At 35.1% G+C, this 15,659-nt stretch carries 11 protein-coding genes; 9 read left to right on the forward strand and 2 right to left on the reverse strand.

Annotated elements, in window-relative coordinates; translation table 11 throughout:
* The 5 genes from BLP58_RS09625 to BLP58_RS09650 all read left to right on the forward strand — a co-directional run.
* On the forward strand, nt 1-390 hold a 390-nt coding region (locus BLP58_RS09625), incomplete at its 5' end, for an FAD-binding protein (RefSeq protein ID WP_143000345.1).
* Between the two features lie 43 nt (nt 391-433).
* Entirely contained in the window at nt 434-1,081 is a 648-nt protein-coding gene (locus BLP58_RS11820; RefSeq protein WP_013851174.1) for a GntR family transcriptional regulator, read from the forward strand.
* A gap of 1 nt (nt 1,082) precedes the next feature.
* Entirely contained in the window at nt 1,083-1,721 is a 639-nt protein-coding gene (locus BLP58_RS09640) for an SDR family oxidoreductase (RefSeq protein ID WP_013851175.1), read from the forward strand.
* A 196-nt stretch (nt 1,722-1,917) separates the two neighbouring features.
* Nucleotides 1,918-2,118, forward strand: a complete 201-nt coding sequence (locus BLP58_RS09645) for a hypothetical protein (protein WP_013851176.1) — start codon at nt 1,918-1,920, stop codon at nt 2,116-2,118.
* Nucleotides 2,119-2,739, forward strand: coding sequence for a hypothetical protein (locus tag BLP58_RS09650; protein ID WP_013851177.1), 621 nt, complete (start codon nt 2,119-2,121; stop codon nt 2,737-2,739).
* Nucleotides 2,740-3,789: 1,050 nt separating this feature from the next.
* On the opposite strand, the gene pepT is transcribed toward BLP58_RS09650, so the two are convergent.
* Both pepT and BLP58_RS09660 read right to left on the reverse strand, forming a co-directional pair.
* Nucleotides 3,790-5,076: a peptidase T gene (gene pepT / locus BLP58_RS09655; RefSeq protein WP_013851179.1), complete on the reverse strand. Its 1,287-nt coding sequence runs from the start codon at nt 5,074-5,076 to the stop codon at nt 3,790-3,792.
* An 18-nt stretch (nt 5,077-5,094) separates the two neighbouring features.
* Nucleotides 5,095-6,717: a peptide ABC transporter substrate-binding protein gene (locus tag BLP58_RS09660; protein WP_056956909.1), complete on the reverse strand. Its 1,623-nt coding sequence runs from the start codon at nt 6,715-6,717 to the stop codon at nt 5,095-5,097.
* A 327-nt stretch (nt 6,718-7,044) separates the two neighbouring features.
* Between BLP58_RS09660 and BLP58_RS09665 the strand changes: the two genes are divergently transcribed.
* The 4 genes from BLP58_RS09665 (at nt 7,045) to BLP58_RS09675 (ending at nt 15,522) form a co-directional block, all read left to right on the forward strand.
* A complete protein-coding gene (locus BLP58_RS09665; protein ID WP_056956907.1) occupies nt 7,045-10,509 on the forward strand; it encodes an Eco57I restriction-modification methylase domain-containing protein in 3,465 nt (1,154 codons plus the stop codon).
* A 12-nt stretch (nt 10,510-10,521) separates the two neighbouring features.
* Entirely contained in the window at nt 10,522-12,549 is a 2,028-nt protein-coding gene (locus BLP58_RS11825) for a phospholipase D-like domain-containing protein (RefSeq protein ID WP_081462965.1), read from the forward strand.
* Nucleotides 12,550-12,567: 18 nt separating this feature from the next.
* A complete protein-coding gene (locus BLP58_RS11830) occupies nt 12,568-13,950 on the forward strand; it encodes a C-terminal helicase domain-containing protein (protein ID WP_081462966.1) in 1,383 nt (460 codons plus the stop codon).
* 294 nt (nt 13,951-14,244) lie between these two features.
* Nucleotides 14,245-15,522 carry an ISL3 family transposase gene (locus BLP58_RS09675; protein ID WP_074484270.1) on the forward strand — a complete coding sequence of 426 codons (1,278 nt, stop codon included), beginning with the start codon at nt 14,245-14,247 and terminating at the stop codon, nt 15,520-15,522.
* The last annotated feature ends 137 nt before the right edge of the window (nt 15,523-15,659 follow it).

Here is a 15,659-nt window from a genome sequence, read left to right on the forward strand (position 1 = left end):
GGCTACTTACATAAAGCTGATACGATTGAAGAGCTAGCTAAAAAGATGGATGTAAGTTCAGAGAATTTAGCTAATACATTAGCTAGTTGGAATAGATATGCTGCCAAGGGTGTTGATCCAACATTTGGACGTAAAGAAGGCGTTGCAGTATTGCAAGGACCATTCTATGCTTACCAAAATCGGGACATGAATATTGGCTCGATTGCTGGGCTCAAAGTTAATGTGGATTTACAAGTTTTAGATAATTTAGATAATCCGATTCAGGGTCTATATGCAATTGGTCAAAATGCTGGTGGCTGGATCGGCGGATATTATCCAGGTTCTGGGACGGCATTAGGCGGTTCGCTTAACCAAGGCAGAAAAGTAGGAAAAGAATTAGCTGAGAAATAATTTAGGAGACTTTGTAATAAGCGAGGCGAGTGAGGTAGTAAAAATGACAAACGAAGACAGAGCGTATCAATTCATTAAAAATCAAATTACTTCGGGCATGTATCGACCAGGTCATGTTCTTTCGGAAAATCAGATGTGCATCAAGTTGGACATGTCAAGAACGCCGGTTAGAGAAGCCTTTAAAAAACTTGAAAATGATGGGCTAATTGAACGAGATGGACAAGAGACTCGAGTCACTCAAATTAAAAAAGAAGAGCTGAGAGAAAATTATGATTTGCGTTCGATGCTTGAAGGATATGCTTTGGAAAAGTCATTTTCTAACCTTGATAAATCAAAATCGGAAAAGTTTAGAATGGGATTCACTAATGCATTAGATAGTAAGAATTGGGAAGATTATCTTAAATTAGACGAGCAGTTTCATCATTTTCTTACAAAAAATAATGATCAGAGCACACTTCAAAAGAGTTTGGATTTATTGCAAAGCCAAACCAATCAGATGCGTTATGCAATTCGTGATGATCAAAGATGCATGATTTCATCTGTTGATGAGATTTTGCAAATTATTGATGCCATTGCTGAAAATGATCGATACGAGGCGGTGTGTCGACTAAATAAACATGTGAAGAGCGTGTACGACTGGGAAGTAGAATATTTAACAATACAACAAGAAGAAAAAACGGAGGCAAATTAAAATGGTTAAAGTTATTGTTTTGGGTGCACACGGACAAGTGGCACAACTTGCAGAGCAAATGTTGTTTACAGATGGAGATGTTCAGACTACCTTATTCTTAAGAAATGCCAAGCGTTTGGCTAAAGACAAGGATAAGGCAACCATCATTGAAGGCGATACGACCAATGAAGCTGAACTTGAGAAAGCTATTGCTGGACAAGACATTGTTTATGCCAACTTGGGTGGAACTAGTACGATCGTTAAGCAGGCTGAAGCCGTGATTGAGGCAATGAAAAAGACTGGTGTTAAACGTCTGATTTGGATTTCAACTCTGGGAATTTATGATGAAGTTGCCGGAAAATTTGGCGAATGGAACAAGTCAGTTTTGGGCAATTATATTACCGAATATGCCAAGGCGGCGAAGAAGGTTGAAGAATCTGGGTTGGACTACACTATTATTCGCCCGAGCTGGATGACGAACAAAGACAAGGTTGATTATCAAAAGACTAAGAAGGGTCAGCCAATCACCAATACAGAGGTCTCAAGAAAGTCAGTTGCATCCTATATTTATAAATTGATTAAGAAGCCAGATGAAGATGTTCAAGAATCAATCGGTTTGGAAAAGCCAGGTACCCAAGGTAATAAGCCTAGTTGGTATTAGGTAGATAATGAGTATAAACAGTTCTGTTGGAATAGCAGAGCTGCTTTTTTAGCTTAGCAATGCACATAAAAATGCACATGCAATTATATGTGCATTTCAACTGCGTTGAATGAAAGATATTGTTTTTTAACTATAAAAGGACTATGATAAATACGTTTTTGATAGAAGTAAAAAGTTAAGATAGAGGATATAGATTATGAAGAAACGTAAATATTTAAGTGTCATCGCTGCAGCATTACTAACGATTTCCCCAGTTGTAGCTACTACATTGGCTTCTAACACGACTGTGGTAAAAGCAGCTTCTACTGAGGAAGGGAAAACTATTACTTTTACTAAGGTACCAACCTTAAGATTTAAAGTTGGTACTGAGGAAGGACTACAAACTATTGCTGATTAGTTGAAAGGCGTAAAAGTTAGTGATGGATATATTGATGCTACAGGCAATGTATTAGATTTCTCTGATCAAGGATTTTATAAAAATGATGCAAATGGTAATCCAATAATGGACTGGCCACTAGACTGGAACGATTTTAGACGTGGTGACGAAGGAACAGCTTTAATTTATGTCCCAATTAAGGGGCTAAAGCCGCTAACTCATTATAGAGTTTTGTGTCAAAAACCATGGCATGGTAAAAAAGGGAACGGTAATTTTCAAAATGGTGCTTTATACTGGAGAACAATGAAAACAGATTTAGACGGTGAATTGAATTCAGAATTTGGTTCACCAACTAGTGACGAAAGTTCTATTCCTGTCATTAAAGCACACTTTGTAGTTGGTTCAAAGAAAGTAGCTAAGAAGTCATCTACAGTTAAAGTAAGCAAAAAAGGATATGTTGATGTTCGAAAGAACAAGAAAGTAAGAACTTATACTTCAACTGGTAAATTTAGTAAACATTATGTCTATGGACATCATACTTATAAGCTGAACCGTAAGAAGCATATTAAAGGTCATGGTACTTGCTATAAGATTTATGGCAAAAATCAATGGATTCCAGCTAAATATTTAGATTTAAGGTAAATGAAATTTTTATAATGTGGGGAAGGTCACGCAGAAATGCGTGGCTTTTTCTGTGGAATGCATTTATCAAAATGATAAAGTAATTTTTATGAACTGATTTTTCATTGAAAATTTACTAGATTTTTAGAACGTGCAAATTCAAATGCACATGCAATTATATGTGCATTTAGGCTTAGAAGCTTAAAATCAAAGCTGTCCGATAATTATTACACTGACATATATCTGGCAAGCCATAAAATTATGAAGTCGAATAAACTGGAGAAAATCAAGAGAATATTAACTGTTCAGCTTACGCAGTTGCATTTCTAAATGATTAATTTAGGACGTAAAAAAGATCCTATTAAATTAAGGTTTTAGTACCAAGATTTAATAGGATCTTTAGCTGCATCCTTTTCAACATTTTTTACTTATATTTGTGCTGATTTTAAATTGCATCATATTTAACTATCAAGATTAACACTGCAATACATACTATAATTGAGATCCACTTAGGAATTCCGTTGAGTCCATTTTTAATACCGAGCAGTTTCAGCACGGCATCGATACATCTGAAATCAAAGAATATGTATAAGCAGCTATCGATCACATAAAAAATGACTAAGCAGCTGACAAGAACTTTCAAAAATTTTTTCATTTTTAGTCACTTCTATTTTATCGAATAATTTGGTTAAACTTTTGCTTGAAATATTATTATGTTTCTTTTCACCTGTCAATATTAAAGTGTATGCCTCCTATATTTCAGTTTATTACGCGCGATGCTAGTTAATCGTTCTAGAAGAATTAGTGTCGCGATAAATTTGACATTTTTTCTAAGTAAAAAGTCGCTTGAAAATTAATTCTAAGCGACCTTAATTTAAAATATCTTTTGTTGAACAGTTAAATCCGATTGAGCTAACACTTCATTTTGACTGACAATGATTTTCTGCTAATTTCAATATTACCTTCAATAGTTTCAACATTTTTATAATCTTTTGAATTAGTAATCAAAATCATTACGGTTGAATCTAAATGATGAGCCCTAACATAATTAGTGTTAAATATTATTTTAGATTACCAATATTTCTTCAGTGGTGTATTATCACGACCATGTCGTGTTTGATATAAATGCTCTTTACATATCGTAGTCAATACTTTTGATAATTTATCAATTTGCTCAACAGTGACATATTCATAACGACCATGATAGTTACCGCCACCATTAAATAAATTAGGCGTAGGGATGCCTTTTTGCGTAATAAAATTTCCATCTGTACCACCACGAAATGTTTTAACATTAGGTTTTATCCCTGCCTTTTTATAAGCATCAAGAGCAAGATTAACTACATAAGGATGATCTTTGATAACATTATAAATATTTTCATATTCACGCCGTAATGTTAACTTAAAACGATCAGCACCATATTTTTTATTTAATTTGGCAACTAAATCTTTAATAAATTGTTCTTTAGCGAGATATTTATCCCAATCAAAATCACGAATAATAATGTCTATATCAGCGTGGTCAACACAACTACTTGAATTAACAACCATATAATAGCCATCATGTCCCTTTGATTTTTCTGGAACTTCATCAGCTGGCATTTGATCTAAGAACTTATTCATTAAAGTTGTAGCATTAACCATTAAACCATAAGCTTCGCCTGGATGGACAACTGTTCCATGAATATGAATTTTGGCGAGAGTCGCATTAAACGTTTCATATTCAAAATCACCTGGTCGACCATTTTCTAGAGTATAAGCTAATTCAACATTAGGAAAATCTTTTGGGTCAAAACGCTTGCCGCCATAACCAATTTCTTCATCTGGTCCAAAACCAACATAAATATCACCATGTTCTACTTTAGGATGAGCTACTAAATATTTTAACATCCCTAAAATACCAACAATTCCTGCTTTATCGTCAACACCAAGCAACGTATGACCATCAGAAGTAATTAGAGTTTCGCCTTGACAGCTCTTCAAAGCTGGGAATTCTTTTGGATCAAGGAAAATCCCTGCTTCCTTATCAAGTGCAACTCTTCCACCATCATAATTTTTATGAACATGGGGCTGAATGTTAACTGCGTTGAAGTCAGCAGTATCCATATGAGAAAAGAATCCAATTGGTGTAACTTTATCACTTACATTGCTTGTTAAATGACCAATAGCAAAACAAGATTTGTCATTAAAATATGCATCAAGACCAATTTCTTTTAATTGTTTGGTTAATTCCTTAGCCATCTTAATTTGATTCGGCGATGAGGGAATTTGATCAGAATTATTTGGATCTGAGCGGGTATTTTCTTTAGCATAATGAATAAATGTTTTTTGTATAAAGTTTAAATCATAAAAAGTCATAAATTAAAGCCCATCCTTTTAGTTTGCTAAATAAACATTTTTAAAGTCGTAAGGAATACCAACTGGATTGAAAGTTACATCCTTTACTTTAGACTTAAGCAGTTGTGGATTTGCTAACTGTACAAGTGGAACTGTAGCTTGTTGTTTCATTAAAATCTTTTCTGCAGCTACTAAATTAGCCCATCTCTTCACAGGTTGATTACCATATTTATCCTCTGATTGAGTAAGTAGTTTATTATATTGGGTGTTTTTCCAACCAGAATTGTCATATGAAGAAGTTGATTCAAAAACATCCAGGAAGTTAATTGGATCACTTAAAATTGCTTTCCAAGTTTGAACAGTAATATCAAAGTTACCTGATTGTTGACGTTTAATTAAAGTAGTATACGGCAAAGTGCTAATTGAAATCTTTACTCCTGGTAATCTTTCAAGATTACTTTGAAGGAATTCACCGATCTGTTTACCGGAATCAGTGTCACTAGTTGATAATGTTACGTTAAGAGACTTGGTCCCCGTTTGCTGATATGCGGTTTGCAATTCTTTCTTTGCTTGTGCTAAGTTACTTTCAACACCAGATTTGACATAAGCTTCACGATAGAATTGTTCACCGGTCTTTGGATTTTTACCCATGCCAGAAGGTACGAATCCTTGTGCTGGTTTAGAGCCATCTTTTAATACCGAAGCCAAATCTTGACGATTAATTGCTAGAGAAATAGCTTTTCTCATATGAATATTATTGAAAACTCGGAGTTTCTTCATGTTGAAGTCAAGTCTTTGCAAAGCTGACACTGGGCGTTGGTAAAATTGCTTTGAATTTTTGTTTGCAGCTACTTCTTGACCACTTAAGTATGTTTCATCAAGCTGGCCTGATTGGTATAAATTATAAGAGGTAGTAGCTGATTCACTAATTGTTTCGTTAACGCGATTAAGTTTTACGTTTTTGGCATCCCAGTAATTTTTATTTTTAACTAATGAGAATTTACGATTATTACCGGTCCAGCCCACCATCTTAAATGGGCCAGAAAAGACATTATACTTAGCTGCAGTACCATATTTTTTACCCACTTTTTCTTCATACCTTTGGTTTTGTGGGAAAAACAATGGAAAAGCTAAAAGACGTTTAAAGTAAGAAACTGGACGAATTAATTGAATTTGTAAACGATGCTTACCTAGCGCCTTTACTCCTAAAGTAATTGGCTTCCTTTTGCCACTATTAATTTCTTGAGCATTTTTAATTTGATAGAGGTAAAAAGCCATTGAACTTTTCGTACTTGGAGTCAAAGTTCTTCGTAAAGAATAGACAAAGTCATCAGCAGTAATTGGCTCTCCATTTGACCATTTAGCATTTTTACGCAAATCAAAGGTATATGTTTTACCACCGTTAGTCGTTTTTTCACTTTTAGCTAAAGCTAATTTTGGCTTTTGTTTTTTATCTAATCGATATAATCCCTCTTGGGTATTCACTTCTGCTTGAAATGATGTTGAATCCGTCGTCAAAGATGGATCTTGAGTAGAAAGTTCCGCATTTTCACTCCAATTTAATACTTGTTTAGTACTGGAAATTGAGCGATTTGCACATGCAGTCATCATCATTGCACAAGTCCCCACAATTGCAACTATAGCTAAATTTCTTTTTCGCATATTAAATTGCCCTCCTTAAACTAATTTTTATTTAATTTAAGCCTAATTTATTATTAAGTCAATACTTTTTAGCTAATTCCTAATTTTTGTTTATAGTTTAGAGAAAACAATGCTATGGTAGTAGAACTAATATTTTAGCTTTCAACCTTTAGGGCTACAGTCTAATGCTTTTTTTGATTAATTAAAATTTAGATTGCTTTTGCTAAATCTGCCAGCCTCTTTTAAATATCGTGTTGAAATAAGGTAAAATACGTATGGAAGACAAGATGGTGGCACACCATAAATTGCTGGAAAGAGTATGTGAATTAGAAATATAAGGTAAGAACTATGAGTAATATAAAAGATATGATTGAAAGCTTGCAAGGTGATCCAACTTCAATTGACATTCTTGCTGGCTTTTTAGGTTATAGGGTAGGAGAAAATCCAATTAATCCCGATAGTGATTGGAAAATGTACTTTACCGACAAGGCTGACACAAATGATCATGCAGTTATGGCAGTTTTCCCTGAACCTGAACTGGATAATGAAACTAAAACTCCACAAATCAGAAAACTTTATCAAAAAGTTATTGAGCTAAAAGATACTTTTGGTGCATCATTTGCAGCAGAAGTGGCAGCTTTTATTGGCGAAAATAGGGTAGTTTTCTTTCCTGTTAATAATGGGAATCGTGATACACGACTCGATCTTAATCCGGAGACCATTAAGAAGGACTTATATTTACGAGACCTATCGTATTTAAAAAACGATAATATCAAAGTAACTACTGATGATTTTGGTTTTGGTACGAATATTGATGTATCACAGGATAAAGCGTTTAGGCAAGAGCTAACTGAACAATTCCTTTACGTGGTTGAATTTTATCGTAAAAAGCTTTCGGAATTAATCACAGGCTCTAAATTGAAGAATCAATTATTAGATTTATTGTCTGATAAAGCAAAATTTTATGCTGAAAATAATGATTTAAACAATTTAGTTCAATCTGATTCATACTTGTCAGTTCTTTCAACTGTAGTTGATACGATAATTTTACGTCAATTAATGAGACGTTTTTTGGAAGGCTACTATGGCCCTAATTCTTTTGAAGTAGATGGTATTGCCTTAGGCGTAGGTAGTGGGACATTAGACGAAGCAATTAAGGAGACTGTTAACGTAGCAGTTAACTTAGGCGAAGAAAAAGATTTTAAGAAAATGAACCGTCAAGAAAATACGATTCAGCAATTAGATTTATTCTCTGATGCTTTCTCACAAGATGAACTAGATCATACTTCTCAAGTTGAGCCAGTTACTAAGAGCAAGAAAGAGCAACTCGAAGAAATTACTAAGAAAGCTACTAAACAATTTGAATTGGCTTATGATGGTGACTTGTTTGCCGGCAGTATTGCTCAAGCCACTAATAATGTTGAAAACCAGTTAACTAAGCAATTCCCCGAATTTATGGCGAAGCTGTGGGTTGATACTGCATCTGGTAACTTTTCGTTTCGCTACCAGGATATGCCACCTGAATCTTTGGAAAAGCAATATGAAGATTCGATGTCTAAGAACGTTCAAATCAAGATTGATTCTAAGACCAAGAAGCCAGTTGTGTTCTATGGCGATGATAAATCAGAACAAAAGTCTAAGGGTGCTTATTACACCGACCAACGCTTTGTAGATTATATGATCAACAAGACGGTAGAAGTTGAATTTGATAAGCGATACAAGGCTATTCAAGAAGCGATTAAGACTAAAGATAATCAAAAAATAAAGGCAGCTCTTGAGCATCTGCTAGATTTAAAGATTGCTGACTTTACTTGTGGTGGTGGTTCATTCCTTCGTGGCGCATTCTTGAAGCTTGCCGATCAATATAAAATGCTTCAAAGCTTATGCATCCCTGATGAACTGAAAGCTGATTATCCAATGATTACGGCAGAAGATGATGGCTACTTATGGGAGAAATATATCTTAGAGAATATGATTTATGGGGTAGATATTGACTACAAGGCAATCATGATTACTAGTCTTACCTTAACTCTTTCATCCCTTCAACATAGACCGAAAGATACGAAGCTCTCTCAATTAATTGGTAGAACATTAATCCATCAGAATGCACTAATTAATGCAGTGCCGTACTATTCACGTAAAGAAGTCTTTGCAAGTTACCAACAAGATATTGCTAAACTGCGAAAGTTAAAAAAGACTAACTTTACCCAATTTAATAAGTTGCGAGTAAAACTACAAAACAAAGTTATTCCAGATTCTGGTGATGTAGCAGAAGATGCAAGCTTTTTACACGTGGAATCTATTGAGCTTAATTTGCCGGAAGTTTATTTTAACGAAGATGGAAGTTTGAAAGAACATGGCGGTATGGATATTGTCGTTGGTAATCCACCATGGGATATTTGGAAAGCTAATTCGGATGATTTCTTTTCGGAATATGATAATGGATTCAGAGGATTACCTAATAAGCGTGTTAAAACTTCGAAAATGAAAGAACTATTTGCTAGTCTTCCAGGTTTGAAAGATAAATGGGATACTGAGCAGCAACGGTTTAAAGATGGATCAAAATATTTCCGTTCTGATGATACTTATAAATATCAGCGTTGGACAGTCAATGGACGCAAAACATCTTCGGATTTAAATTTATATAAAATTTCAGTAGAACGATTTGCACAATTAGCCAGTACCTATGCCAGATTTAGTATTTTAGTACCTGATAACTTTGCAACGGATAATGGCCCTACTGGGATCAGACATCTTGTACTGGATCATTATCATCTGGAGGAATTTCTTTCATTTGAAAATAGAAGGGGTATTTTCCCTGCTATAGATAGTCGTTATAAATTCGCGGTTTTAACGTTTGATTATGATCAAACTAGATCAAATAGCTTTAAAGCATTCTTTTATCGTCATTCTTTGGATGATTTAAGTAATGCAGAGATTAAGCTAAATTATCCGGTAGAGTTTATAAAGCAAACGGAACCAGAGAGGTATGCATTTGTTGAAGCAAGAACTCCAAAATTATTTGATTTATTTAAGAAGATTAGAACTAAATTCCCAGATTTAAATCATACTAAATTATTAAAATTTAGTAGAGATTTTGATGCTAATAAGGAATCTGGTAAGTTTACTACTAAGGATAGTAATGAGAATTTAATTTCAGTTTATGAAGGCAAAACATTTAAACAATTTACTATTGAACCGCAAAAAATAGTTCATTATGTGACACCTGAAAAATTAGAAGACAAGGATAATGAAGATTACAAGTTCCTACGTTTAGCTTTTAGAGGTATTGCAAATTCAACTAACAAGCGATCATTAATTGCAACGCTACTACCTAGAAACAGTAGTGGTACGTATAGTGTTTGGATTCAGAGAAATTTTACTAAAACAGATATTACGCACCAATTATTTTATTTAAGTTTTTATAACTCGTATACACTAGATTTTATAATTCGCCAAATAGTTACGATTAATATTAATCTTCCGTTTTCTATGCAATTACCTATACCTAAGTATGAAGATATTGCTGATGCAGATAAATTAGTACAAATTTCTAAAGCCTTGCTTCAAGAAAACAAAGGCTATTACACTGACTTAGATGAACTAGTACCTGGTAATGATTATGCTGGTAAATCTCATGAGGAATTGATTGCTGAGCTTAATGCAAGAGTCATGTTAGATTTTGATTTAACGAGGGATGAAGTTATCACTTTAATGCATACTTTTGAGAGTGCTAAGTGGAAGAGCTTTGTTGAAGAAGAAACACAAAGAATCGTTGACGTTTATGACAAGCTATCTGCAGCTAGAAAGTAATGGAGTAAACCTATGGAAGAAATGAACATAGATCAGCTTTATCGAGAACGAGTAATTGATAACCGCCAGCTTAAAATGGTCGATGTACTCAAGTATCTTTTGCAACGTGAAGATGTCCGGTCATTAGATGTAGCTGTTGGCTACTTCTATCTTAGTGGCTTGCTCTTAATTAAAGATGAATTCATTAAATTTATGGATGAAAAGAACGGCCAGCTTAGAATCTTAATGGGTAACGAAACTAATGGTCAAACTGCTAATGTCTTAAGTGGCAGTAAATATAAGGACTACGCTAGTTACATTAGCAATGAGACGCAAAAAGATACTGACACGATTGATGATGGTGAATTTCTTGCTCGTTTAGCAGGTTGGATTAAGGAAGGCAGAATTAAAGTTCAAGTCTATACTGGAGACGCTAATTACTTTCACGCTAAAAGCTATTTATTTGCATATTCGCAAGACGAAACTCATGGGACAGCAATTGTAGGGTCTTCTAATTTTTCTCGTAACGGATTGGAAGGCAATACGGAGCTTAACGTATTAAGCCAAGATAATTATTATGCTCTTCATCGTTGGTACAGCAACTTATGGCTATCAGATGAAACACAAGCTTTTTCACCGGATTTGTTGAAGATAGTGAAGAATAATATCTCACCGAGGGATGCACTTAAACGGGACTACAAGCCGGTTAATCAAACTTACTATGAATTCGCTAACTTATATGCTAAACCTTATGCTAAGCTCGATGAGCAAAAGGATTGGGTTAAGGAATTATTTCCACACCAGCGTAGCGGAGTTATTTCGATCAAGGATAAGCTAGATTCTTTTGGTACTGCCGTGTTAGCCGATGGAGTTGGATTGGGCAAGACTAGAATTGCCGGCGGGGTTATGCGTCTGTATAAAGACGATAGTGCTCCATATAAGACTTTGATTGTTGCTGATAAGAAACTCAAAATTCAGTGGGCAGAAGAACTGGATATATGCGGAATCGAATCAGCGGATTACGATTGGATGTCACGTGAGGAATTTGTTAATATCCCGTGGAAGCAAATTAGAAATATGAAATATAGTTTGGTGATCATTGATGAAGCTCATATTGGTTTTAAGAACAACAATACCCAGGCTTATCAAAAAATGCGTTGGCTAAAAGACCAGCATCCCGAACTTAGAGGATTAATGATTACTGCTACCCCATGGAATAATCGCCGTGAAGACGTAATCAATATTGGTACGCTTTTCTTAAACATTGACGATATTCCCAATGATCGTAATTACAAGCAATATCTCCTCTTAGGTGGACGTACTAATAAAGCTGTACGTAAGATAGCTGCCGATGATAAGGCTTTTAACCAATTATGGGAAGATATCTTCTTGCAACGAACTAGAAAGACCTACGGTGGTAAGCAAGCGCAATTTGCTACCAGAACTTTTCCTACGGTTGATATTCAGTTTGAACCACGAAAGAATAAAATTTTTAGTGATAATTTTGATGCAATTGCTGGGCTAAAGTTCCCTTATATGGATCCTATTAAGTACCTGGATCCTAAAAAGGAGCCGTTAGGTGCTAAGCAATTAAAGCTTTTGCTACTAAAAAGAGCTGATTCTTCTTGGGTAGCATATCGGAATACTTTACAGAACATCATTGATAAATTGACTCAGCTTAAGACAAATTTGAGTTATGTAACTTCAATGCCTGGCAAGAAATTGACAGATCGTTTTAAAGGGATGCTTAGTGAAGCATATGAACTACCAGATTATCAAGCTAAAAATCAGTTAACATCGCTTTTCAACATTTCAGCAGATGATACTGCAGATGAACATGAACTTCGTTCTCGTAATAAAAAACGAATTTACTTAGATAAAATTACTAAACAAATTGAGGATATTACTAATGCTAAGGCTAAGAAAGCAGTAGCCAGTATGCTGGCTGACTGTAATGAAGATTTAGAAGTCTTAAACCTAGTTCTTAACAAGTTAAATCAAGCTTATCAGCATATTGACGAGAAGATGGACAAGATCATCAGTGTTGTGTCCAAAGAATAAAAGTTAGGACATAAGACGATTATCATTTCTCAATTTGCAGATACGGTAAATTACTACTATAAGAATCTGCATCGCTATTTCAATACGCCGAAGATTACTTTACCAATGGGCAAGGTTCTAGGTAATGATAAAGAGAACTATATTAATCGCATCCCTGCTAAGAGTAAGGAAGAAGTGCTAGATGCTTTTTCACCAATTTCCAAGCGTCAGCAACAAATCATTGATGATGATCGGCAGATTGACCTAGTAGTAGGGACTGATACTATCTCTACTGGCCAAAACTTGCAAGATGCAGTTACTTTAATCAATCTCGACTTACCATATAACCCAATGATTTTAGAGCAGAGAATCGGGCGTATTGATCGTCCTAGACATGATGCTGCGAGAGTGAAGCTGTATATTTATACCTGCCCGGTTTATCAATCAATCGACAGTCAGTTGAAAATGACGAAACGTTTGGGTAGTAAAATGCAGGGAGTGTTGGAAGATACTCAGTTTGATAATGTTGTTCTGCCAGAATACACCAACTACTTAAAGGCTACGGCTGAACATAAGCAAAATGCTGTTGCCAATATGCTGGATCAAACAGAAGATGCAATTACCTATCAGAATGGGATGCAATCAGAGAAGCACTCAGAACAGTACCGGCTTGCTAACAAGCGAATGTATGATTTCAAGACTAATGGTGACTTCAAACAAGGCAAATATTTCTTGCCAGACTACAGTTTTGCCAGAAATGATTTGGACAGTATCGCTGTGATTCAGCTTCATTTAAAGGATGTTAATGATTCGGCTTTGCGTGACGAGAACATTATCGTTAATCTGACCAAGCAAAAAGAAGGCACAGTAGTTAGTGCGGAGAAAGCAATCCACGACAGTATCAAAGACGATGTTATATCGACTAAAAAGCTATCGCAAGGGAAAGCAGAATTAGAAGTGCTTAATACTAAAAAAGCAGTTAAGACAGTTATTGGTCAGGTGATTGATCAATATAATTCAGATCAAGCCGTAACAGCTACCAACGAAAAGGATTTAAGCAGCAAGAAGGGCAGAATTGCTGCTAGCAAGATCCATGAAAGTGTTCAAAATCCAAAGAATCGAACGATGATTCTAAGTAAATTGAAACTAATTGATATGGAGCATAAAGCTGTTGCTTCTTTTGCTAAGTATCTGGAAACAGTAAGCAAGGATGATCCTGCGTATCCATTAGTAGAAATTATTGCAGATAATGTAGATTACTTCTGGACGCATATTGCAGAATATAAGGAATACCTAACGCCAGATAGTATTGCCGCAGCTCAGCATATTGGTAAAGAAAGACGACAGATCAATACACGAAAAGCCAGTCTGGATAACTCAAATTATGACTTATTACTGAGTAACTTAATAGTTAAGGATTAAGCAACCTAAGAATTAGAAGACATCATACTTAAAGCACCAGTGGTAGTAGTAGGAAATCTTGAAATTTAGAAGTCGGAGTAGCAAATGGAAAAGGAATTGCAACCATACGAAAAAGAGTTTATTGATAAAACTCGACCAGTCTTGAAAAAGTTTGGCTCTATAATTTTTCCTGTTGATTGCTTATCAATATGATAAGCTGTTAACAGGTTTTTTATTGCAATAAAAAAGGAGGACATAGTCCTCTGTAATAAAAAATCTATTCCACTAAACATTTTATAAGTAAAGGTGTGTACTATGTCCTCTTTAAATAATTGTATTAAATTTGCGCTTGATATTAAAGATAAAAATATTGTTTTTAAGAGCTTTTTCTACAAGATGGTTCAAATGAAGAAGCATAAAATCTATGAAGCCGAATTAATTCAACCCGCTTGCCCTTGCTGTGGCTCTTTAGATCTTTTGCATAATGGTCATTTGATTACTAATATTCACTATTTGACAGCTAATGCTAGTCATCCTGTAATTATCAGACTAGCTAAACAGCGAGTTAAATGTCGCGATTGCAATCGCTGGTCAATGGCTCAATCAGAATTAGTAAACAAATACTGCTCTATTTCTAATGCATCCAAACTGAAGGTATTATCTGCTTTGACTGAAGACAGTTCCATGACCAGCATTGCTAGAGAAAACAATGTTTCTGTCAACACTGTTCAAAGAGTTTTAGGCAGCTGCTCTCACCGTTTCCTTGACAGCTATGAGTATCTGCCAGCTCATTTGGCTTTCGATGAATTCAAAGGCGTTGATCGTCAGCTGCACTTTATCTGTTTAAATGGTGACAATCATCAAGTCGTTCAGATTCTTAGAACACGCTATAAGAAGACCCTGCTTAAATATTTTGGTCGTTTCTCACCCCAAGCTAGAGCCAACGTTAAAACGGTCACGATGGATCTTAATTTTTACTATCAAGATATCGTTAGAGCCTGTTTCCCTAATGCACAGATTGTCATTGATCGCTTCCACATGATTCAGATGCTCACTCGATCATTCAATTCATTAAGAGTTCGAACCATGAAGACCTTTGACAAGAAATCCAGAGAGTATCAGCTGCTCAAATCTCCCTGGAAACTATATTTAAAAAAGTATGATGAACTCGAAAAGATTCATCCTCGCTATAATTGGCATTATAAAGATTGCCTAACTCAAGTGCAAGTAGTGATGGAGGGTATCGGTGCCAACACTACATTAGAAAACTCATATAATCTGATGCAGAGCTTTATTAAGGCGATTGAAGACGGCGATACTCAGAAAATTGAATCATTAATTGCCAGCAAAGATTCCATTGGAGCTTTAATGCATAAAACGCTGCTAACCTTCAAACATAATCTAAAAGCGGTACTCAACGGAGCAGCTTTGACTTACTCCAATGGCTGCCTTGAAGGCTTCAATCGCAAAATCAAACAAATTGAGCGAACAGCCTTCGGCTATTCTAACTTTATCAATCTTTTAACCAGAATTCATTTAGAGGAAAACTTGTTTAAAGAAAAAGATCCAAACAGCCTTTTAATGGCCGCTTGATTCTATTCATTTACTCTCTATCAACAGGATTTGACAAAGAGCCAAAAAACACATTAGAAGCTGGTCTTTTATGGAATTAATTGTAACTGAAATCGTCAAAATTATAAAGTCTGAAACTAATATTATTAAGCGTGAAA

This window comes from Lactobacillus kefiranofaciens (genome assembly GCF_900103655.1).
GTDB classification, from domain to species: domain Bacteria; phylum Bacillota; class Bacilli; order Lactobacillales; family Lactobacillaceae; genus Lactobacillus; species Lactobacillus kefiranofaciens.